The organism is Ensifer sp. Root423 (assembly GCF_001426275.1).
Lineage (GTDB): Bacteria > Pseudomonadota > Alphaproteobacteria > Rhizobiales > Rhizobiaceae > Ensifer > Ensifer adhaerens.
In genome coordinates, this window is the sequence record NZ_LMEG01000017.1 from 12,668 (window position 1) to 31,763 (window position 19,096).

19 protein-coding genes and 3 pseudogenes are annotated in these 19,096 nt (G+C 60.2%); 6 read left to right on the forward strand and 16 right to left on the reverse strand.

Going from position 1 to position 19,096, the window contains the following annotated elements; translation table 11 throughout:
- Positions 1 to 2 precede the first annotated feature (2 nt).
- From ASD01_RS17730 to ASD01_RS17800, 15 genes and pseudogenes are all read right to left on the reverse strand, one after another.
- On the reverse strand, positions 3 to 1,328 hold the full coding sequence (locus ASD01_RS17730) for an ABC transporter substrate-binding protein (protein ID WP_060644202.1): 1,326 nt from the start codon (positions 1,326 to 1,328) through the stop codon (positions 3 to 5).
- A gap of 86 nt (positions 1,329 to 1,414) precedes the next feature.
- Positions 1,415 to 2,428 (reverse strand): SIS domain-containing protein, encoded by a 1,014-nt coding sequence (locus ASD01_RS17735; RefSeq protein WP_060644203.1) that lies wholly within the window; start codon positions 2,426 to 2,428, stop codon positions 1,415 to 1,417.
- A 169-nt stretch (positions 2,429 to 2,597) separates the two neighbouring features.
- The gene (locus ASD01_RS17740) at positions 2,598 to 3,590 is read right to left on the reverse strand and encodes a LacI family DNA-binding transcriptional regulator (protein ID WP_244495260.1); all 993 of its coding nucleotides are present in this window, start codon (positions 3,588 to 3,590) and stop codon (positions 2,598 to 2,600) included.
- Positions 3,591 to 3,727: 137 nt separating this feature from the next.
- Positions 3,728 to 4,459: a GntR family transcriptional regulator gene (locus ASD01_RS17745; RefSeq protein ID WP_034798602.1), complete on the reverse strand. Its 732-nt coding sequence runs from the start codon at positions 4,457 to 4,459 to the stop codon at positions 3,728 to 3,730.
- Between the two features lie 346 nt (positions 4,460 to 4,805).
- A complete protein-coding gene (locus ASD01_RS17750; protein ID WP_244495256.1) occupies positions 4,806 to 5,678 on the reverse strand; it encodes a DMT family transporter in 873 nt (290 codons plus the stop codon).
- 7 nt (positions 5,679 to 5,685) lie between these two features.
- A complete protein-coding gene (locus tag ASD01_RS17755) occupies positions 5,686 to 6,657 on the reverse strand; it encodes an amino acid ABC transporter permease (RefSeq protein WP_060644205.1) in 972 nt (323 codons plus the stop codon).
- Between the two features lie 29 nt (positions 6,658 to 6,686).
- Complete coding sequence (locus ASD01_RS17760) at positions 6,687 to 7,967, reverse strand: NAD(P)/FAD-dependent oxidoreductase (RefSeq protein WP_082584647.1); 1,281 nt, start codon at positions 7,965 to 7,967, stop codon at positions 6,687 to 6,689.
- A 59-nt stretch (positions 7,968 to 8,026) separates the two neighbouring features.
- On the reverse strand, positions 8,027 to 8,854 hold the full coding sequence (locus ASD01_RS17765) for a transporter substrate-binding domain-containing protein (RefSeq protein ID WP_060644206.1): 828 nt from the start codon (positions 8,852 to 8,854) through the stop codon (positions 8,027 to 8,029).
- A gap of 654 nt (positions 8,855 to 9,508) precedes the next feature.
- Entirely contained in the window at positions 9,509 to 9,928 is a 420-nt protein-coding gene (locus ASD01_RS17770) for a type II toxin-antitoxin system VapC family toxin (protein WP_034798590.1), read from the reverse strand.
- The gene (locus tag ASD01_RS17775; RefSeq protein WP_034798588.1) at positions 9,925 to 10,179 is read right to left on the reverse strand and encodes a FitA-like ribbon-helix-helix domain-containing protein; all 255 of its coding nucleotides are present in this window, start codon (positions 10,177 to 10,179) and stop codon (positions 9,925 to 9,927) included. The genes ASD01_RS17770 and ASD01_RS17775 overlap by 4 nt, the downstream gene beginning before the upstream one ends.
- Before the next feature lie 176 nt (positions 10,180 to 10,355).
- Positions 10,356 to 10,529, reverse strand: a pseudogene (locus ASD01_RS17780) (ATP-dependent DNA ligase); the annotation flags it as partial.
- Positions 10,530 to 10,693: 164 nt separating this feature from the next.
- Positions 10,694 to 11,047: a response regulator gene (locus tag ASD01_RS17785; RefSeq protein WP_034798587.1), complete on the reverse strand. Its 354-nt coding sequence runs from the start codon at positions 11,045 to 11,047 to the stop codon at positions 10,694 to 10,696.
- A 23-nt stretch (positions 11,048 to 11,070) separates the two neighbouring features.
- A complete protein-coding gene (locus ASD01_RS17790) occupies positions 11,071 to 12,063 on the reverse strand; it encodes a sensor histidine kinase (RefSeq protein ID WP_060644207.1) in 993 nt (330 codons plus the stop codon).
- Between the two features lie 1,170 nt (positions 12,064 to 13,233).
- Positions 13,234 to 13,642 (reverse strand): annotated as a pseudogene (locus ASD01_RS17795) (GSU2403 family nucleotidyltransferase fold protein); the annotation flags it as partial.
- Positions 13,643 to 14,095: 453 nt separating this feature from the next.
- The gene (locus ASD01_RS17800; RefSeq protein ID WP_060644225.1) at positions 14,096 to 14,323 is read right to left on the reverse strand and encodes a helix-turn-helix transcriptional regulator; all 228 of its coding nucleotides are present in this window, start codon (positions 14,321 to 14,323) and stop codon (positions 14,096 to 14,098) included.
- A 146-nt stretch (positions 14,324 to 14,469) separates the two neighbouring features.
- On the opposite strand from ASD01_RS17800, the gene ASD01_RS17805 reads away from it, so the two are divergent.
- The 3 genes and pseudogenes from ASD01_RS17805 to ASD01_RS34770 all read left to right on the forward strand — a co-directional run.
- Positions 14,470 to 15,153 carry a hypothetical protein gene (locus ASD01_RS17805; protein ID WP_082584643.1) on the forward strand — a complete coding sequence of 228 codons (684 nt, stop codon included), beginning with the start codon at positions 14,470 to 14,472 and terminating at the stop codon, positions 15,151 to 15,153.
- Complete coding sequence (locus ASD01_RS17810) at positions 15,140 to 15,670, forward strand: hypothetical protein (RefSeq protein WP_244495257.1); 531 nt, start codon at positions 15,140 to 15,142, stop codon at positions 15,668 to 15,670. The genes ASD01_RS17805 and ASD01_RS17810 overlap by 14 nt, the downstream gene beginning before the upstream one ends.
- Positions 15,671 to 15,695: 25 nt before the next feature.
- A pseudogene (locus ASD01_RS34770) lies at positions 15,696 to 15,848 on the forward strand (IS3 family transposase); the annotation flags it as partial.
- Here ASD01_RS34770 and ASD01_RS37425 read toward each other — a convergent pair.
- Positions 15,805 to 17,094: an autotransporter outer membrane beta-barrel domain-containing protein gene (locus ASD01_RS37425; protein ID WP_458574502.1), complete on the reverse strand. Its 1,290-nt coding sequence runs from the start codon at positions 17,092 to 17,094 to the stop codon at positions 15,805 to 15,807. The pseudogene ASD01_RS34770 and the gene ASD01_RS37425 sit on opposite strands and share 44 nt — an antisense overlap.
- Before the next feature lie 167 nt (positions 17,095 to 17,261).
- Between ASD01_RS37425 and ASD01_RS17820 the strand changes: the two genes are divergently transcribed.
- The 3 genes from ASD01_RS17820 to ASD01_RS17830 are packed head-to-tail and all read left to right on the forward strand — an operon-like array spanning position 17,262 to position 19,070.
- A complete protein-coding gene (locus ASD01_RS17820) occupies positions 17,262 to 17,504 on the forward strand; it encodes a type II toxin-antitoxin system Phd/YefM family antitoxin (protein WP_034798639.1) in 243 nt (80 codons plus the stop codon).
- A complete protein-coding gene (locus tag ASD01_RS17825) occupies positions 17,501 to 17,920 on the forward strand; it encodes a type II toxin-antitoxin system VapC family toxin (RefSeq protein ID WP_060644209.1) in 420 nt (139 codons plus the stop codon). The genes ASD01_RS17820 and ASD01_RS17825 overlap by 4 nt, the downstream gene beginning before the upstream one ends.
- Positions 17,910 to 19,070: a site-specific integrase gene (locus tag ASD01_RS17830; protein WP_051659450.1), complete on the forward strand. Its 1,161-nt coding sequence runs from the start codon at positions 17,910 to 17,912 to the stop codon at positions 19,068 to 19,070. Before ASD01_RS17825 ends, ASD01_RS17830 begins: the two co-directional genes overlap by 11 nt.
- Positions 19,071 to 19,096: the final 26 nt, after the last annotated feature.

The window sequence follows — 19,096 nt, forward strand, 5'->3', positions numbered from 1 at the left end:
CCTTACTTGGACGAAGTCGCTGCTTCCTTGACCCGTTCCATGACCTCTTCGGGTGTCATGGAGCCGCCGATCAGCGCCTGGAGACCGGAGAGCCAGGCGGCCGCAACGCGCGGCGGATTGGCGGTATCGAGCCAGGGCATCAGATAGGAGGCGTCGGCGATCACCTTGAGGCCGTCGACCACGGCTGGGTTCATGGCGTCTACCGAATATCCGCCGACCGTCGCGCTCGGCTGGCCATAAGGCGGCGCGGAGAGAACCTTGCCGTTTTCGGCCGAGGTGACGAACCTCATGAAATCGATCGCAAGCGGAATGTTCTTGGAAGCCGCATTGATCATGTAGCCTTCCGGCGCGCCTTCGACCGCCTTGGGGTCGCCCTTGGCATCCTTCGGCACCGGCAGCTTGAAGAAGCCGAAATCTTCCCGTGTCAGCGCACCGTCCGCGGTCGACTGGTCGAACTCGATGATTTCCTGATAGTACATGGCGGACTTGCCGTTGCTGAACTGCTGCAAGGCCGAGGCGTAGGATGAGCCGTTCGTGCCTGAACCATTAGAGCATTCGTCGATGAGCTGCTTGAACTGTGTAAGGCTGGCGACATAACCGGGATCGGCAAATTCGGCCGTAGCAGGGATGAAATCCTTTTCGAGCGTGGCCTGCGGCACGTTGTAGGCTAGCAGCTGCCCGGCATAGTGCACGCCCGGCCAGCCTTCCTTGTTGCCGAAGGAGATCGGCGTGACGCCGGATTTCTTCAGGGCGGCGCAGGCGCCGAGCAGCTCCTCGAAGGACTTGGGCTCAGCGACACCCGCCTTTTCGAACAGGCTCTCGTTGTAGCCCATGAACTTGGCGTCGAGATAAAGCGGAATGCCGTAAAGCTTGCCATTGTACTGGAAGGCGGAGACGGCAGCGGTCGCGAGCGACTTGCCCCATTCGGTATCCGGACCGATGACCGGGGTCAGATCGACGGCGCGGTTGCCGCGCACGAAATTCTCACCCCAGCTGCCCGTCCAGGTGAAATAGACGTCGGGCAGCGAATTGGAGGCCACGAGCGCCTTCGTCTTGCCCTTCACGCTGTCGTCGCTCTCCTGGATGAGCTCGACCTTCACGCCGGGGTGGAGCTTTTCATAGTCCCGGGCGGCATCGACGAAGAAGGGAGAAAGCTGCTGCAGACCGAATTTCGTCAGCACGCTGACCGTGCCGGAATAGTCGACCGTCGCATTGGGATCGGCGACGACCGGCTCCGCGCCAGATGCAGCAGCGACGCTGCCGATGACGAAGGCGGCAGCAGCGATCGACCCGAGGCTCGTCGTGCTCAAGAACGGATTGGCTTTCATTTCGCAGTTCCTCTCTGTTGTCTTTCGTTTCTTTTGGACATGCAAGGTCGGGGAACGGTCCGGCGTCGCCGCCGGACCGGAAAACCTCAATATTCGACGCGCTTGTAGTAGCGGCGCGTGGTCAGCGGATGGTCGCGCAGCACCTCCAGATGCGCGCTCAGGCGCTCCAGCATGGTCGCCAGGACAATCGGCGAGATGAGACTGCGCGTCCTGGCCGAGACGCCCGGAAGGTCGGCGGCAGCCGCATCGAGAACGCGCACCTTGTCGGTGTAGCGCTTGGCGAAGTTCTCCACGCGGTCCGTCAATGGGCGAAAGGCATCCTCGCCCTTGAAGATGAAGAGGCTGACACCCGGTTCCACCAGTTCCAGCGTGCCGTGGAAGAAGTCGGATGCCTGCACGGGGCGCGTGCGGATCCACTGCATTTCCTCCAGAATGCACATGCCGTAGTAGTGCGCTTCCGGCCAGACGGAACCGGCGCCGGTGAAGATGTGGTAGGTTTCGTCCTTGATTTCCCGGGCGAGCGCGGCGGCCTCGGCCTCGTAGCCCTCCTTCACCGAAACCAATAGCTCCGGCAACAGCGCCAGTTCGCCGACCGTCGCGTCGAAATCGGCGTATTCGCCGCGCTCGGCCAGCAGCGCGAGCACGATGAGCAGGGTCTGGAGGTAGAAGGATTCCGAGGACGTATCGTCTTCGGCGAAATTGGTGAAGTTGTAGTCGGCGTCGCGGCCGAGCGGCGTGTCCTTGTGCCCGGTGAGCGACAGCGTCTTCACCCCGCGCTCCTTAAGGAAGGCGAGAAGCTGCACGCTTTCCTTGGTCGTGCCCGACAGCGAGGGCAGCACGACCAGCGCCTTCTCGTTGAGGCCCGCCGGGGGCTCCAGCACGACCTGCGCCGAATAGGCGGCCGAAACCGGGAATGGCGTCAAAGCGCGCGCAAGCTCGATGGCCGGCTGGGTTAGGAACTGCACGCCGCCGGTCCCCATGAAGAAAATGCGTTCCAGACCGTCGTCGAGCAGACCGCGCATCAGGGCGCGCATGTCGTCGGCGATTGCGACTGCACCGCTTTGTATCTTCACAAAGCGATCTCTATCGAAGTTGAGCATTTGTACCTTCCCGTTTTGCGCTGCGCGAAATCGCCTTTGAAGCGAGGTGGCGTCCCAACGCGAATAAACTTTGAGACGATGTGAGATCGATCTCACATATATTTAGCGCACAAGACTTTCGCGCTGGCAAGTGGGCGTCTCGAATTTTTTGAGGCGGGGTTTGCGGCGCTCAGACGCCGCCGCGGCGGCTCACCGAGCCGCGAACTATCAGCTTGGTTTCAAAGCGAATTTTGCGCGGCGGCTCGTCTTTGCCAGTGAGCCTTTCGAACAGCACCCGAGCAGCCGTGCGGCCAATCTCGGAGACGGGCTGCGAAACGACGGTAATCTGCGGATCGGTGAAAGTCGCCAGATTGAAGTCGTCGAAACCGATGAGCGAGACGTCGTGCGGGATGGAAACCCCCATTGATCGAAAGGCCAGGAGCGCGCCCTGCGTCATCAGGCTGTCGACGGTGAAAAGCGACGTCGGCGGTGTCTTCTGGCTGAAGAGCCGTATGGTCGCATCGACCGCGTGCTCCACGGTGGATTGCGACACGGCGACCATACGGTCGTCGGCCGCGATCCCGGCCGCGGCGAGCGCCGACCTATAGCCGCTCCTGCGCTCGCGTGAGGTAAAGATACGCATGTCGTCCTGCAACAGGCCGATGCGGGTATGGCCCATGCCGATCAGGTATTCGACGGCCTTGCGGGCGCCGCCCTCGTTGTCGACGACGACGCTGTCGCAATCGACGCCCTCTGCGACACGGTCGATCAGCACCAGCGGCACGTTCTCGTCGACCAGACCCTGGAGGTGGGCGTTGTTGCCCTCCGAGGTCGGCGCGACGATGAAGCCGCGGATGCTTAGTGACCGGAGGCTCGCCAGAAGGGAAATTTCCTGCGCCAACTCCTCCTCGCTGCTGCCGATGATGAGATTGTGCCCGAACTCGCGGGCGAGGACCTCGATATCGTGCGCGATGCGGGCGAAGAACGGGTTCTGGATATCGCCGAGGATGCAACCGACGATCGGCAATTGCCCGCTACGCAGCGCCTGCGCGAGGCGGTTGCCGCGATAGCCCAGCTTTTCCGCGGCCGCCTGGATCTTTTGGGCGGTTTCGTCGCCGACATATCCGTAACTGTTGAGAGCCCGGGCCGCCGTCGCGCGCGACACATTGGCCAGCGCCGCCACATCCTTCAAAGTCGCCGGTTTCTGAACCATGTCACCTCCAATCGTACGAGCAGGACGCTTCGCGATCCCTTGTAGCTTCGGATAGCACGCTCGCCTAGTCATGCGCGTGACGCACGGTTCCTGCCCCTACAGCGACATCATTTACGAACGAGGCTGAAGGAGAAATGGCTGCCGCGATGGTAGTCGATGGCGTAGTTCACCGGCGCGCCGGCGGCGTTGAAACAAGTTTCGGTGATGAGAAGCGCTGGGCCGAAGTCCTTCAGACCATGACGCTCGACAATGTCGTCCGGCAGCATGACAGCGGAAACGCTGGCCGCCGACATGCGCGGGCGGTTGCCGTATTCCTCCATGAGCTGCATCAGCGAGCCGCTCCAGTCGATGTCGTAGAGGCGCCCTTCAATGAGGCTGCGCGGCATGTAGTCGATGCAGTAGAGGATCGGCTCGTCCTCGTGCAGGCGGATGCGCTCGATACGGATCACACGGTCCGCCGGGCCAAGCCTTAGGCTCTCGGCGACGCACGCGTCCGGCGCCTCCTCGGAGATCGAAAGTACCTTGTTGACCGTCCGGTAGCCGTAGTGCCGCGCCATGTCCGTAACGCTCTCGAAGACGGTGATCGGTCGATCGACCTGCACGGCTGAGAGCGCCGAGACGAACCGGCCACGGCCATGCTCGACATTGATCACATCGTCCTGTTCGAGCAGTTTCAGCGCCTCGCGCAGCGCCGGCCGAGAAATCTTAAACCGCTGCGTCAGCTGTGCTTCGGTCGGCAACCTGTCGCCCGGCCTCAGCCCTTTATCTTTGATAAGATCGGCGATCCGGTCCCGGAGCTGGACAGCGAGGGTGCGTGAATCGCGAAGGGGCTCCTCCACCGGCTTGCCTCGTCATTGGTTGTCGTTGCAACTTCCTTGTCTGACAAATCCGGGATGGTCAAGTGTAGGGCGTATGCAGAAACCGTGCGAGAGGTTGCACTTCCAGCCGCTCCAGGGATCGGCTTGACAGGCAACATCCACAATGTCCGTTGTCTTACAACTTTTTATTCCATGGCAATGAAGACATGTGCCTGCTGAACTTCGACGAACAGTAATCCCTGCGCATCCAGTCGGGCGTCTCGGCCGGCAGAAACGGATCGACACGGTGATCGCCTCCTGCCTTTCGGCGGGCGCAAAAAGCATCTTCTTGCCCTGCACAGCCGCAGGAAACTCGCTGCCCTCAAGCTTATTTCAGGACAAGCCATCCGGACAGGATGATGATCGCCGCGCCCAGCAGCGTGTACAGCTCTAACGGCGTTGCGAAGAGGAAGATGCCGTAGAAGCAGCCCCAGATGATTTGACTGTACTGGAACGGCGCAACGACCGAAGCCTCGCCAACACGGAAAGCGCGCACCAGCAACGCATGTCCGCCCAGCATCAAGGCACCGCCCGCGACTGATAAGCCAAGATCGGTAAGGCGGAGCGGTGCTGGCTCGCCCGAAACAGCCGCAACCGCGAAGGCGACAGGCGTCATAACGACGAGCAGGCTGGCAACCAGCGCTTCATCCGTTTCCGTCACCTTCGCCCGGCGCAGCAGGATTAACGACAGCGCAAAAAGCACGGCAGATCCAAAGGCGGCGAGATGGCCGAGATTGAGCGGCGCGACGCCCGGTTTCAGCGCCACGACGACGCCGGCAAAGCCGATCAGTACACCGGCCCAGCCGATGCGCGACAGCCGCTCCTTGAGGAAGACGAAGCTCAGCATCGCCACCAGGATCGGCGTGAGGAAGGCGATAAGATAGGCTTCCGCAAGCGGCAACTTGGCGAAGGCATAGTGGATCAGCAGCGTATCGAACGCCAGCAGCAGCGCTCGCCAGAAGGCGAGCGACGGTTGGCGTGGGATGAGGCGGCGAAGACGGCCGGTTGCGAGTGCATGGACCAAGAGCAGAAGAAGAGCTGCAATGGTGACGAAAAAGGTCACTTGCGGCGCAGGCATCGTTCCCGCCATGATCTTGACGATCGCATCGGTTGCGGAGAACATAAAGAAGGCGGCGAGCACGAGCAGCGCGCCCCGACGGTTCGACGACGGCACGACCGGAGTGCCGTCGCTGTCTGCCACGGATGCCTCAGCGGACATTGAAGCGGCCAAACCGTTCCTCGATGCGGGACTGGGCATATTCCAGGCAAATCGAAAGGGTCCAGTAGATCATGGACGCGGTGATCAGCATCTCGATATGTCGGAATTCCGTCTGGCCTTGGGTGCGGGCGAGATACATGATTTCCCAAACGCCTACGACAGATACCAGCGAGGAATCCTTCAGCATTGCGATAAATTGGTTGCCAGTCGGCGGGATGATGACCCGCATGGCCTGGGGCAAGATGACCAGCATCATCGTCTGCGCCGGAGTGAGACCGAGCGCGGTCGCGCCCTCCGTCTGACCGCGATTGATGCTCTGGATGCCGGCGCGAAAAATTTCCGTCATGTAGGCGCCGTAACACAGCGAGAGCGCGAGAATGCCAGCCGGTACGGCGCCGATCACGTAACCCACCTGCGGTAGGCCGAGATAGATGATGTAAATTTGCATGAGCAGCGGCAGTCCGCGGAAAAGCGACGTATAGAACGTTGCAAGCCCGTAGATCACGCCATTGTTGGAGAGTTTCGCGATGGCGCCGGCCAGCGCGATGATGGTGGCGATGACGATCGAAATCGCCGAAATGAAGAGCGTCGTCGTCACGCCCTGCGTGATGAGGAAGCCGATCTTCTTGGCGATGAAGGCGAAGGAAAGATCGAAGGAGTAGAAGAACAGCATCAGGAGCGCGAACAGCTCGAGCCAGACGGCGACGATCTGCTGGCGGCGTGACAGCTGGCGCAGCGCCTGCCAGTTGGCGGCGACGATGAGCGCGATCAGCACCGACGAGACGACGCGGCTGATCGCTGGGTTCTCCTTCAGCCAGTCTGTCAAGGACGGCAGAACATGGCCGATCCAGGCGGAACTGACCCCGAGGGCGTAAAGGATCGCCACGACGATCGCAAGGATTAGCAGGCCGCCTGCCCTGCGCGACGCTTCGGGATAGGTGAGTATCAGTCGACCAATCATATTCCGCCCCATTTTATTGTAGAAGCTGTTTAAGCCGCACGCTCGCGCCACCAGTCCTGCGCCTGGAGTTTCCAGTAGGTGAGCTGTGCCACCGCAAGCCCCGCCAGGCCGCCGGCCCAGACGAGACCGAAAGGTTGGTAAAGCTTGTAACGTTCGCTTGTCCCCAAAATGCCCTCGGCAATGACCTTGCCGCCGATCGCCGTGGTATTGAGGCCGTGACCGCCAAAGGCCGTGCAGTACCAGATGCCTGGGCTCATACGTCCGATCTGAGGCATCAGGTGCCGGGCATAGGACATGAGGCCAGACCAGGCGAGCTCCGTCTTGAGTCCGGCAAGTTGCGGATAGGTATCGACCATTTCGGCCCGCAGTTCCTTGACGAGGCCTGCGGTCGAGGCAGCACGCGTGGTGATACGCCCGCCCCAGAGGATCCGGCGGCCTCCGTCGACGAGGCGGTAGTAGTCACCGGCCCGGCGGTTGTCGCCGATGGCGTGCTTCGTGGCGATCGCCGTGGCGATCAGCTCCGGCGCCTCCTCGCTGACCATCACATAGGTGGCAATCGGCAGATAGGAACGCTTTAACTTGCCATTCAGCGAACCGGTATAACCACCCGTCGTGAAGACGACGTCAGGGGCCTTCACCTCGCCCCGTGCAGTTTTCACACGTTTTTCGGAACCGGAAGAAACCACCGAAGTCGCCGGCGACTGCTCGCAGATGCGCCCCCCAAGCCGCTCGATCTCCGCCGCGATGCCACGTAGATAGTTAAGCGGGTGCATATGGAAGGCAGTCGGATTGCGCAATGCCTGGAAGTAACGCTCGGATTTGAGCACAGCACGCACGGCTTCTCGGTCCATGTATTCGAGCTCGTAGCCGTATTCGCGACTTATCTCGTCGGCATAGGCCTTGAGGCTCGCGCCATCGTCGTAACGCAGAACGCTCATGATGCCCGGTTCTGGCTTCGCATTATCGATGCTGAGCGTCTTGATGTTCTCGCGGATGAATTCCATGCCTTCGACGGAGAGGAGGTGCAGCTTGCGGGCCGCATCCTTGCCCGTGACCCGGGCAATGTCGTCGCCGCCGGTCGCATAACCGGGGCTGACGAACCCACCATTGCGGCCGGACGCTCCGAAGCCGACGCTCTCAGCCTCCAGCACCGTGACGCGCTTGCCGGCGCGAGCAAGCTGCAGCGCCGTCGAAAGGCCGGCAAGACCGCCGCCGACGATGACCGCGTCACATTCGACCGTACCCGAAAGGACTGGTCGCGCCGTCCGGTCCGCCATCGTTCTTTTATAGTAGGTGTCTGGATAAGTCATCGGCATGCGCCCCCCTTCGAATGGAAGGGTGCGGGCGAAAAGGCCCGCACCGGTGTTTATCAGTCGGCGCTGTAGTCCTTGCCATACCACTTGGTGGTGAGTTGGCCGAGCGTGCCGTCCTTCTTCATCTCTTCGACGATACCACTGACCGTGGCCGTCCAGTCCGGGTCGACCTTCTCGGCGATAACGACCAGCGGCTCACGGAAGGCATATTCGCCTTCGAGAACCTTGACCGGATAGCCATTCTTGATGGCATTCATCGCGGTCTGCTCGGGTGCGATTACCGCATCGAGGCGAACGCCAGCCCCGAGGCGAAGGTCGTCGAAGGGCAGCATGGAATCGGCGAATGTACGGACCTCACCCGGCTCCAGTTTGTATTCGATCGGCGGCAGGCCCGGAGCGTCGATTTCCAGCTTCCGGTTGATGAAGTCTTCCGAGGTGGTCGCCGTTTCGACGCCGATCACCTTGCCGTTGAGGTCGGTGACGGACTTGGCGTCGCTGTCCTTGTGCACGACGTACACATAAGGGCTGTAGTAATAGATGCCGACGAAATCGATCACTTGGGCGCGTGCCTTGGTGGGCGTTACGGAACCGACACCGAGGTCGTAACGGCCCTGCCAGCGACCGCCCGTGAGCGTCGCCCAGTCCGGCGTCTCGAAGCTCACCTCGACGCCGAGGCGCTTGGCGATCTCGCGCGACACGTCGATGTCGAAGCCGACCATCTCGTTGCTGTCATCGAGATAGCTCTGGGGCGGCCACCCGCTGTTGGTGGCGACGACCATCGCCTTCTTTTCCATGACGCGATCCAACGTCTCGCCAGCATGGGCCGATACGGCGGCAGCGACAAAGGCAACACCTACAGTCAGTCGCATGAAGAGCTTTTTCATGTGGTCCTCCTTGTGATCCGTCAGTTTGGATCCCCGTTTATGTAAGATGTCTGACAACGAAAGAGTCTCAACAGCTGCTGCCGCGAGTCAAGTGTCCACTGTTACCGATTCATGAAAGAACGAGATCAATACATGTCTCGTAGATATGAACTGGCCGATCGAGCGATCGGCCAGTTCATATCTAACCGTTTACTACCTCCCCACGATCTTTAAGATGCGAGAAGCAAAACCGCTCCCGAAACGCGATCGAGATCGAAGAGCTTTGCTTCCATAAAGGGGAGCGTTGATCAGGATCATGCCATCTTAGGCTCGGGAGCCCTCAGGCGATCAGCGGTAGACTGAGCATGCTGGCAACGGCAACGATCAGCGCAGAATGGGTGCCCGATAAAAGTCGAAATCGCCCGCCAGCAGCAGGTCCACCAAGCCTGTCAGAACCAGCACCAATCCTGCAACGATTGCCGCGTTGCGGGTCCTATCTGCGTCAGCAAGGCGCGCCGCGCCGCGCCGCGCCGAAACCGTCTGCCCCGCTGATCCCAAGACGCAACAACGCAAATCCATATGCGAGAAAAATAATAGCAAGCACGAGGTCGATCGGCGGGTGCCAACTTGTCCAGGTGGCCGAGGTTTGAACCCGAGACCGGCCCCATGGCGGGTCTATAGGTGGTTCCAAGGATTGACGACGGGGACTCCTGCCGCCTCAAAGGGACTTGTATCGCGGGTCGCGATTGTAAATCCCTTGGAGGCTGCAATAGCCGCAATGTATCCATCAGGCGTCTGGAATCCCTTCCCCACTGCTCGCGGGGTTGCCGTAAGGTCCGCATAGTGCCGAGCCGCCGCAGTGTCGAATGACAACACGCGATCGTCGAACAGTTCGAGCAGGCCATCAAGCGTGTCGGCCAACGCCTTTTTGCGCCGGCCCTCCGGTAGCGCGGCGATGCCAAACAGCAGTTCCGCCAGCGTTACACTGGACAAAAACAAGGTTTCGGCTACCTGGTCATTCAACCAATTGCGCACGGCCAAATCCGGGGCCGGCTTCATCGCCTCCGAGACGACATTCGTGTCCAGGACGATCATTCAAACCTCATCGGCTCCGCCGGCGCTTTGTCTTGCATCTGGTCGAACACTTCAAAATCATCATTGGTCAAGCCAAGCCGCCCGCTCAACTCAGCCAAGGCATCGCCGATGCGAATACGCTGTTCGGGCTTTACCGCACGTTCCAGAATCTCGCGGACTTCCGCCTCTGTGCTGCGGCCGTGATTTGCCGCCCGGACGCGCAAAGCCCGGTGCACTTCATCAGGTACATTTCGTACTGTCAGGATAGCCATAGTCAGACCCTCGCAGGCGCCTTCATTGACTGCAATATAGTTCCGATGCAGTCAATCTGCAAGTTTAACGGGGTCGACTGTCAACGTGTAGACAGCGATGTAGGGTGTGCGCGGAATTACCAACTCCCGAGTTCCCTGACGGCACGCTGCAGCAGCCCGAAATCCGATCGGCCTTAATCATCGAGAACGACAGCCTCGCCATCAAGGATTATGGAAGCGTGCCCGAGTTCGCGCGCCTCGGCGACGATCAAGTCGAACTTCTTGGTCCAGTCGTAGCCGCCGCGGGTAATCGCCCTCACCCCGCCCGGCTCGACATGGACGGCAAGCCGGTACCCGTCCCACTTCACCTCAATAGTCCCCGGAATGGAGCCTATTGGCACTACGCCGACCTCATGGCGCGCTCTGCCCGGACGCGGCCGTTTTTTCTTTAGCGATCCTTGCCTAGGGCGGCTGGAGAGTTTCGGCCATGGCGCTGAACGAGCCGGCTAATCTGTTGAAGTACAAGCAGCATAATTCAGTGAACGTGTCGCTCCAACGCTTTGAGCAGATCGCGCTCATCCGCCGGCTTCCCGACGTTCGGCGCCCCCGCCAGCACCTCACCCGCGACATCCTCTGGCTTGTCATAGGCGCTTGCAACGATGAACGGTATATTGCGTGCCCGAAGGGCCTCCGCAACCAGAGTCACTAATCCATCTTTTAGTGTCACATCGAGAAGTGCGACGGAGGGAAGGCTATCATCCAGGAGGCTTAGGGCTTCGCGCACTGTGGCTGCAGGCCCGATCACAGTCCAGCCGCGCCGTTCAAGCAGCATTTGCAGGTCGATGGCGATGAGGAACTCGTCCTCGACGAGGAGTATAGTTTTGGTCATGGCCAGTCTCGGTCAGAGACCGGTTACAAGGGTGCAGCGATCTCGACCACCAAACCCGTTGGCGCGTAGTTCAGTTCCACCCGCCCCCCCAGTTCTTTCTCGACGGTGAATTCTATCAGGCGCGTGCCAAACCCCGTCCTGGCTGGTGGCTTGAACCGGGGGCCATCACTTTCTCGCCAAATCAATCGGAGATGCGCTGGGCTTCTTGCCTCAGTGTTCCATTGTATCTCGATTTTTCCCGTTGCCGTGGACAATGCGCCATACTTGACAGCATTGGTCGCGAGTTCGTGAAGGATCAGGCTCAGCGACACGACCTGGTTGGGTTTCAGCAGCACCCTCTCACCCGTTCTAATCGTGATCGCCGAGGCGCCCTCCGAATAGGGATCGAGCGTTCGCTTGAGGACTTCACTCAGGTCGGCTTGGCCTACTTGCATGTAAGCGGCATCGTGGGCTCTCACGAGCGTGCTGAACCGACCGAGGAAGGCTTCTCTGTATTCCTCACCCGACCGCCCGTCCGTCGTCGTCTGCCGAGCGAGCGCCTGAACCAGGGCGAGCAAGTTTTTCATCCGATGTCGGAGCTCTCCCAGCAGCACATCTTTTTCGGCCTCGCGCTGGCGTCGCTCAGTGGCGTCGACGATCGAAAGTACCACAAATCGGCTGTTGTCATCGGGATGAACGAGACGGTGCGCGCTGACCAACATGTTCTTATGCCCGATGCCAGGAAAATCGTGCTCAACCTCATAGTCCACGACCGCCGAGCTCTTCGGGATTACTTCCTCAAGTAGCCGACGCAGTTCGGGAATGTCCCACTGCCCGTCGCCCAAATCGTAGACGTATTTGTCGATCGTTTCGTCCCGGTCGACTTTGAAGGTCGAATAGAACGATCGGTTCGCGGTACTCACGCGGAGGTTTTGATCAAGCAAGAGCAGCGGATCGGTAACAGTGTCGACCATGCCCAGCGCTTTAAGATGGCCGTTTCGCAACGAACGATAGAGATCTTCGAGATTCGTAACCATTCCGATACGCCCCAGTGTGTCCACCCGAAATCTACACCCAACAACGAGTTGGCGCTTTCCTTGTTCCAAACCTGTCCGCGCGGGCTATCCCTTGCCAACGAACCGACCCTGCGACTGGCGGTGCGCTGGGGCCATTCCTTTTCCAGGGAGAGGCTATGACGAGACCCGAGAGGGCTACGTCTGGTGATATAGACGAGGAGGATGCAGCGCTCGATGAACTTGAACGGATTGTAGAGGTACGGCGACCGTGATGAAGCTGCAGACTATCAGATATCTGTGGTCAATCGGCAGATACCGGAAGAGCGCCTCCGAGGTGTCTTGTGGGGAGGCTACGGAACCGTTTCCAAAGGCTGCAGTTTGTAGTCTGCTCCCAGGTATTCCTTGCCATGCGGAGCGAGAGGAGTTGGCCCCCCGATGCTCCAGGGGGCCAATTCTTTCTATGCGGTGCTGTCCCCACTTGCATATGGGCACTATGAGGTGTGTCCGGACTTTGTTCTGATAACTCCCAGCGTCAACCTATCGGGGGCCGTAGGGCTCGGCCATGGGGTACGACGCGACGTCTACGAGGAGAAAATCAAGCTGGGAAGGAACCAATTTCAACCTCGGAGATTGTATAGGTGGGCTGGCGTGTTCCATCCTGCCGGCCCGGCAGAAGCACGACACTCTCATGGCCCCTTAGTCGCCTTTCGGGGCCATTTTTTCTGAATGCGGGAACCATTCCCATCTGTCGGCGTTTTCCCTTCGTCCTGACCCGTTTCCCCAATCGAGCAGGCACAGAGCTTCACAATGTCCCCAGTGAAGTCTCTTCGATAAGCGCCTCTGGCCTCGCCGTCTCCGTACGACGAGGCCTTCAATTTTTTCGCCTCCACGATTCCTTTCGGCCACGGCGGGTCACGTCATAGCCTCCCTCAGATCCCACCGACGACCTTACATGACTGAGAATGACCGCCGCCAGATGAAAGCCACTGAAGTCCCGGCATTCGTCGACGATGTGATCGAGGCCGGGTGCAACATCTGCGCCGTAGGACAAGAGAGCTACGTCATCGGGGATATTGACGAGCAGGAGGCCGGCGACCGAGATTTAATCAGGTTGGAGATTGTAGATTACCTCTGGTCGATCGGCCGATACATGAGGTTACCTCCGAGGTTACGCGGCACTAGTGGCCAACGAAGACCGGCGTAGCATTGGAATGCCACCGTTCCGGTCAGCACGCCACGCAATCGGAATAGGCCCCCGTTCGCCAACGCTCAACGACGTCGCCTGACATCTTGTCGGGCGCGATCATCCCTCCTTCACGCGTGAGGGTGCTAACGAGGCGGCGCCGAGCGCGGAGATCATCCCTCTGAGCTTGAAAGTCTGCGACGCGTTGTGAAATCTCGGGGTCCTCTGCGGGGCCAACATATCGCCGTGCCCTTCCGCCACGCCCATCAGGGATGTCGAAATACCAGTATCGGCGCGCCTTTCCGTCACGGGCGTGAAGTGGCCCTCAGGTGGAAAGTCGGCTGTCCATGCGGCGTCGAGCGATCTCTGACCGAGCTCGGCAAGCATCGTCTGGTACATCAGGTCATTGGTTTTCATGGTTATACCCTTTCAGTGAAAAGGTATAACGCCGGGGCGATCGCGCTGATCGCAGGTGTTGTGGCTCGATCGAAGAGCCCTCGCGGAGTGGTTCATCGGCATTCTCCACCCAAAGCGGGGCCTTCCCGCCGATCAAATCGCCGCCCGCGGCCAATTGCTTGACCGGATAGCCGCGTTGGCTCAGGGGTGAGGCACACGATCTAGGCCTGCGATGCCATCGATGTAATCGCCGATACCTCTATCGGTTGCGAAACAGACGTCGGATGCGCCAGGCCGAGCCGGACGCGAATAACCGAAAAAGATCCGGATTGTGGGGTTCCAAAGCCATCAGGGTTTCGCTCAGCGCCGGGGCTCCATGTCGAGGATGGCCACTGAGATAGGAAGCCTCCAGGCGCGTACAAGGTCCTCTCGAGCAAGGTTGCCTTGATCTCGGAGGTGAGAACCGAGGAAGCCTCAACCGTCTGGTAGGTCAGATCCTTTTGGCTTGGAAAATCGCACGCCGACGCCGCCACCATTTTCCGGGATGAACTCTAACCCAGCGGCTTCGAACGCGATGCGGATCGCCTCCAATGTCGCGGCATACCCCGGGCGGCCAGCCTCCATCCGCGTGACGGTCGCCGCCGTAATGCTGGCGCGATTTGCTAAATCACGAACACCCCATTTCAATGCAGCTCGCGCCATGCGGATTTGATCGGGGGTCAACATTATAACCTTGACATAATCTTTGTATGATTCAAACTCTCTGCGACGGTATAAAACGGCCACGCACGGTGCTTGCGACACCCTGCGTGGCCTGACCGCAATTCAAGCTATAGGGAGCTCGGATCATGGCTGATTCTGAGATTAGCAGAACTTTGCCTGCAATCACGCGTGGAAAAGATAATCCCCCAAATGGCACTGCCGAACGCCTACCACGTCTCATCGACCGCCGAAACCTTCTCCCAGTCGCCGCACGTTGGCTGAGCGCACGCATCGATGAAGCGCGCGTCCTGCCGAGAGAGAGTGGCCCAACACCTGTCAGAGAGATGTGGCCGCGATGGTACGCGTATCATCAGCAGCGCCTGCGGGCGACGCACCTCAGACAAAAGCTTGAAACCGAACTACTGAAAGCGACCGGGGGCATTCCGACGGTCGAGCTATCGATACCTGGGACCGATCAGCTCACCTCGGTTCGCTCTTTTGCCGACATCAATCGACTGACCCCCGAGCTGGATACCGAGCAACTGTCTGAGGCACGGGTTGAGCTTCGCCGGCGTCGCAAGCAATGGAGAGAAACGGATCAGCGTCTCGGATACAGTGATGCCGTCACCCGCGAACAGGAGCTCGCACATAAAGCGGGCATAGCCGGGCGCGTAATGCGGATCACAGCGCCATCTTCGTTGATCGAAGTCACCGCCAAGCTCCATTGCCTGATTGTCATGCACGATCCGGGACGGAAGCTCGAACTTACACCCTGGCCAGAGCTACGCAGACTGTTGAAAGATCTCATGCGCATCGGTGAACGAGGCTGAGAGCGCTGGCCTCTCGGTCGGTTCCACCGGCAAGTTTCCAACAAAAGTCATCAAGAATTTCGACCAGCCTTGGAGGACGATCTCGATGGACCCTGCGTATCCGGGCCAGGAGCCAAGCGTTTGCGACACATTGGCACTGGCAGCGCAGTATAGAGACGCGGCCGTGAAGCTTGGTGCCATCTCGCCAAAACTCGCGCATCTTCCGGTTCACCTTCTGGCTCTGCATTCGGTTGAACTCTACCTGGATGCGCTCCTGCTTGCCAAAGGCCTCGACCACAAGACGATCCGCGGCTTTCAACACGATCTTGGCGAGCAGTCCAGGGTAGCCATTGATGCTGGGCTCGTGCTGCGCAAACGCACGGCGGCCCACTTGGCAACGCTCTCCTCCACCAGAGAGTACGCCGCCGTCAGGTATGGCCCAAGGCAGGCTTTCAAGCTCTCCCAGGTGAACCGGGTGATGGCGACACTCGACGAAGTCTCGCAGAAGGTGCGAAGGGTGTTGCGGCCCGTCCCGTAATCAAGGGCTGGGTGCGGTTGGCTCGCCGCGCGTCTACCGGGTCATGAAGGTGCATAACCTGCTATTGGTGCGCCACACCGGAGCGGCCGAGGATCGTCTCCACGACGGTCAGGTCGCTGTCTCACGCTCGAACATCAGATCGTGCTCCGACGGCTTCGAGATCGGCTGCGACAACAAATCGGCTGCGACAACAAAGAGAAGGTCCGGGTCACCTTCGCCCTCCGGCGCCACAAGATTGCCTTACAAGGAGGTTCTCTCCGTTTTTGAAGAAGCTGCTGCTGCTTTGAGCAGCATGCCCGCCATCCATTGTGTACGCCATGTCTCATGCACGATCCGCGCCGATCATTTCTGACCGGAGGCAGTCGAGAGAAGTGCTGAAGCCTGCACTCTCGGAGTTGGTCGAATCGCGGCGAGCCCGAGCGCAGCGAGAAAGACCAGGGCGACGGCGTCATTTCCGACAGGTTGCCGGTGGTGATCTTGCCGTCGTTGGGCCGCTCGAACTGGTACTCGGCGCCGAGCTCGGTGAAGACGAGGAATGGACGTCCGTTGGGCAGTCGGAAGTAGCGGCTGACCTCGGTCGAAAGATCGAGGACGCGATAGTTGAAGCTGTCGCCGGGAAGGGAGACGGTGACGGGTATGTTAAGGATGCTGCCCGAGAGGTCGTATGAGTCGCTTTCGATATGGGACCAGCTCACGGATGCCTTGGGGCGGATGAAATAGGCATCAACCTTGTACTGGCCGTGCAGCGAGATTTCGCCGGCAAGACGCTGCGAATCCTGCTGGCCGTTGAGCAGGTCGAGTTCGATATCGTTGTCGTAGCGCCCGTAGGTCAGCGATCCGTCGATTGCCCAGTGCTTCGACAGGCGATAGGCCGCATAGGGGCCGAAGCTGAAGCCATCGGTATCGATGCCAAGTGTCCCGTCGAACGCATCGGCCGAGCTGTCCTCCAAGGAAACGGTCATGCCGACGACGAGCTCGTCGGGTGAAAACGCTCGTCGGAAATGTCGTCGATGGATATCCGACCAGAAGTTCCACAGTGAGGGCGCGGGCAGATCACGGCCCGGCGTCAGCGGCACTTGGGATGATCGATCGGCACTTCGGGCGGTAGCTTCTTCGGCAGCGAGATCCCTACAGGTCGGGAGGTCGCGGCGTTGTTTGGAATCTTTTGATCGGGGGTCGATACAGGTATCCGGGGTCCTGGCTGCGATCACGCGGCCGCCTTTGGCCGCTGTCGGCTTGCGTGGGTTGAACCCCGGGAAAACGGGCTGTGGGCCGACATCTGGTCTACCATCGGGCCAGTCGAAATCCGGAGGGAGAGGCTGCGGTCCAACATCCGGACGGCCGTCTGGCCAGTCGAAGTCCGGAAAGACCGGCTGCGGGCCGACGTCCGGTCGACCGTCCGGCCAGTCGAAATTTGGAAACACCGGCTGTGGCCCGAGTCACCTCATCACTATCGATAGGTATCAGATATCGATAGTGACGGGGTCTACAGGTTGACCAACTCCCGAACGCCCTCTATCGTTAGGTGAAGCATAAATTCAAGATCGTCCGCAATCTGCGCGACGAGACGTTATTTCAATCGGAGTTTGCTATGAGCGTCACCGTCAAGGTCGCCGAAGCCAAAGCCCATCTCTCTGAGCTTCTGGCGCGTGTCGAAGCCGGCGAAGAGGTCATCATATCCCGCGGCAACGATCCGGTCGCCCGCCTTTCGCGGGTCCAAAAGGACAACGAGCTCACGGCACTGATCGCCGAGGTACGCGCAGCCAGGATGCGAGCAAAATCGGTTACGAACGACGAAATCCTCGACTGGAAACGGGAGGGTCAGCGGTTTTGACCACCTTTGTCCTCGACGCGTCGACCGCTGCAGCATGGCTTTTGCCGGAAGAATACAGCGAGGCGGCCGAGCTGCTCATCGCACGTATATCTAGCCCTTGCCCCGTGCCCGATCTGTTCTGGCACGAGACGCGCAGCATTTTGATCAGTGCCGAGCGACGACAGCGTATTGCCGCCGGCCAGGCCCTGAACGCGATGGCCCGGCTGCGCCGACTGCCGCTTGAAGATATGGGCGCTGGACAAGACGGTTCAGTGCTCGAGCTCGCAAGCGTGCACGGCCTGAGTGCCTATGATGTCGCCTATCTCGACCTGGCCGTTCGCCAATCCCTACCGCTTGCCACGCTCGATCGTAAGCTTGCGAGCGCCGCGCGCACTGAGCGGATCCAGGTTCTCGGGCCGTTCGAGAATGAACACTAACCGTCTTAGCCCGGAAATAGAAAGGCGCTCCGAAGAACTCAACGCGCTCGAGGCCATCCTGCCCTTCGATCGGCGCGATCAGCTGGCCGCCCTTTTGACCGACGACGACGTTGCGACGCTCAAGCATCTCGCCAACGAAGGCGTGGGCGACAATACGCTCAGGGCCATCGCCTCCGATCTAGGCTATCTCGAGGCCTGGTGCCAGTTCGCGACGGGAACTCCCCTCCCCTGGCCGGCGCCGGAGAGCCTGCTCTTGAAATTCGTTGCCCATCATCTCTGGGATCCGACAAGGCGCGCCGAGGACGAAAACCACGGCATGCCTGTCGCGGTGGAAAGTAGCCTGCGATCTCAGCGCCTGTTGCGCGCCGACGGGCCACACGCTCCCGAGACCGTTCGCCGCCGACTGACAAGCTGGTCGATTCTCACCCGTTGGCGCGGTTTGACGGGCGCCTTTGATGGCCCCTCACTCAAGTCGGCGCTGCGTCTAGCCGTTCACGCCAGCGCGCGGCCACGACAGCGCAAAAGCAAAAAAGCCGTGACTGTCGATATCCTGGCAATGCTTCTTGAGGTCTGCACCGGTGAACGGTCCGTCGATCTGCGTGATCGAGCACTGCTATTAACCGCCTTCGGCTCCGGCGGCCGCCGGCGTTCGGAAGTCGCAGCCCTGCGCGTCGAGGATCTGACGGATGAAGAACCTGTTCAAACGAATCCATCTGATGCCAGCTCCCCTCCCCTCCCCTGCCTCTCGATCCGCCTTGGCCGCACCAAGAGGACAAAGAGCGACGACGACGAGCATGTGCTGCTGATCGGCCGGCCCGTTACCGCACTGAAGGAGTGGCTTGATCAAGCCGGCATAAACGAAGGCCCGGTGTTCCGTCGCATCGACCAGTGGGGAAATATAGACCGCCGAGCGCTGACGCCCCAAGCGGTCAATCTGATCCTGAAGGACCGGTGCAAGCAGGCTGGCCTCGATCCGGCTCAGTTTTCGGCGCATGGGCTGCGATCGGGGTATCTGACTGAGGCGGCCAATCGAGGTATACCCTTGCCGGAAGCCATGCAGCAGTCGTTGCACAAATCCGTGACACAGGCGGCTCGCTATTTCAACAACGCGCAACGAAAGAATGGGCGCGCGGCGCGGTTGGTGACCTAGTGCGTCACTGGGTCTTGAGGCTTCAG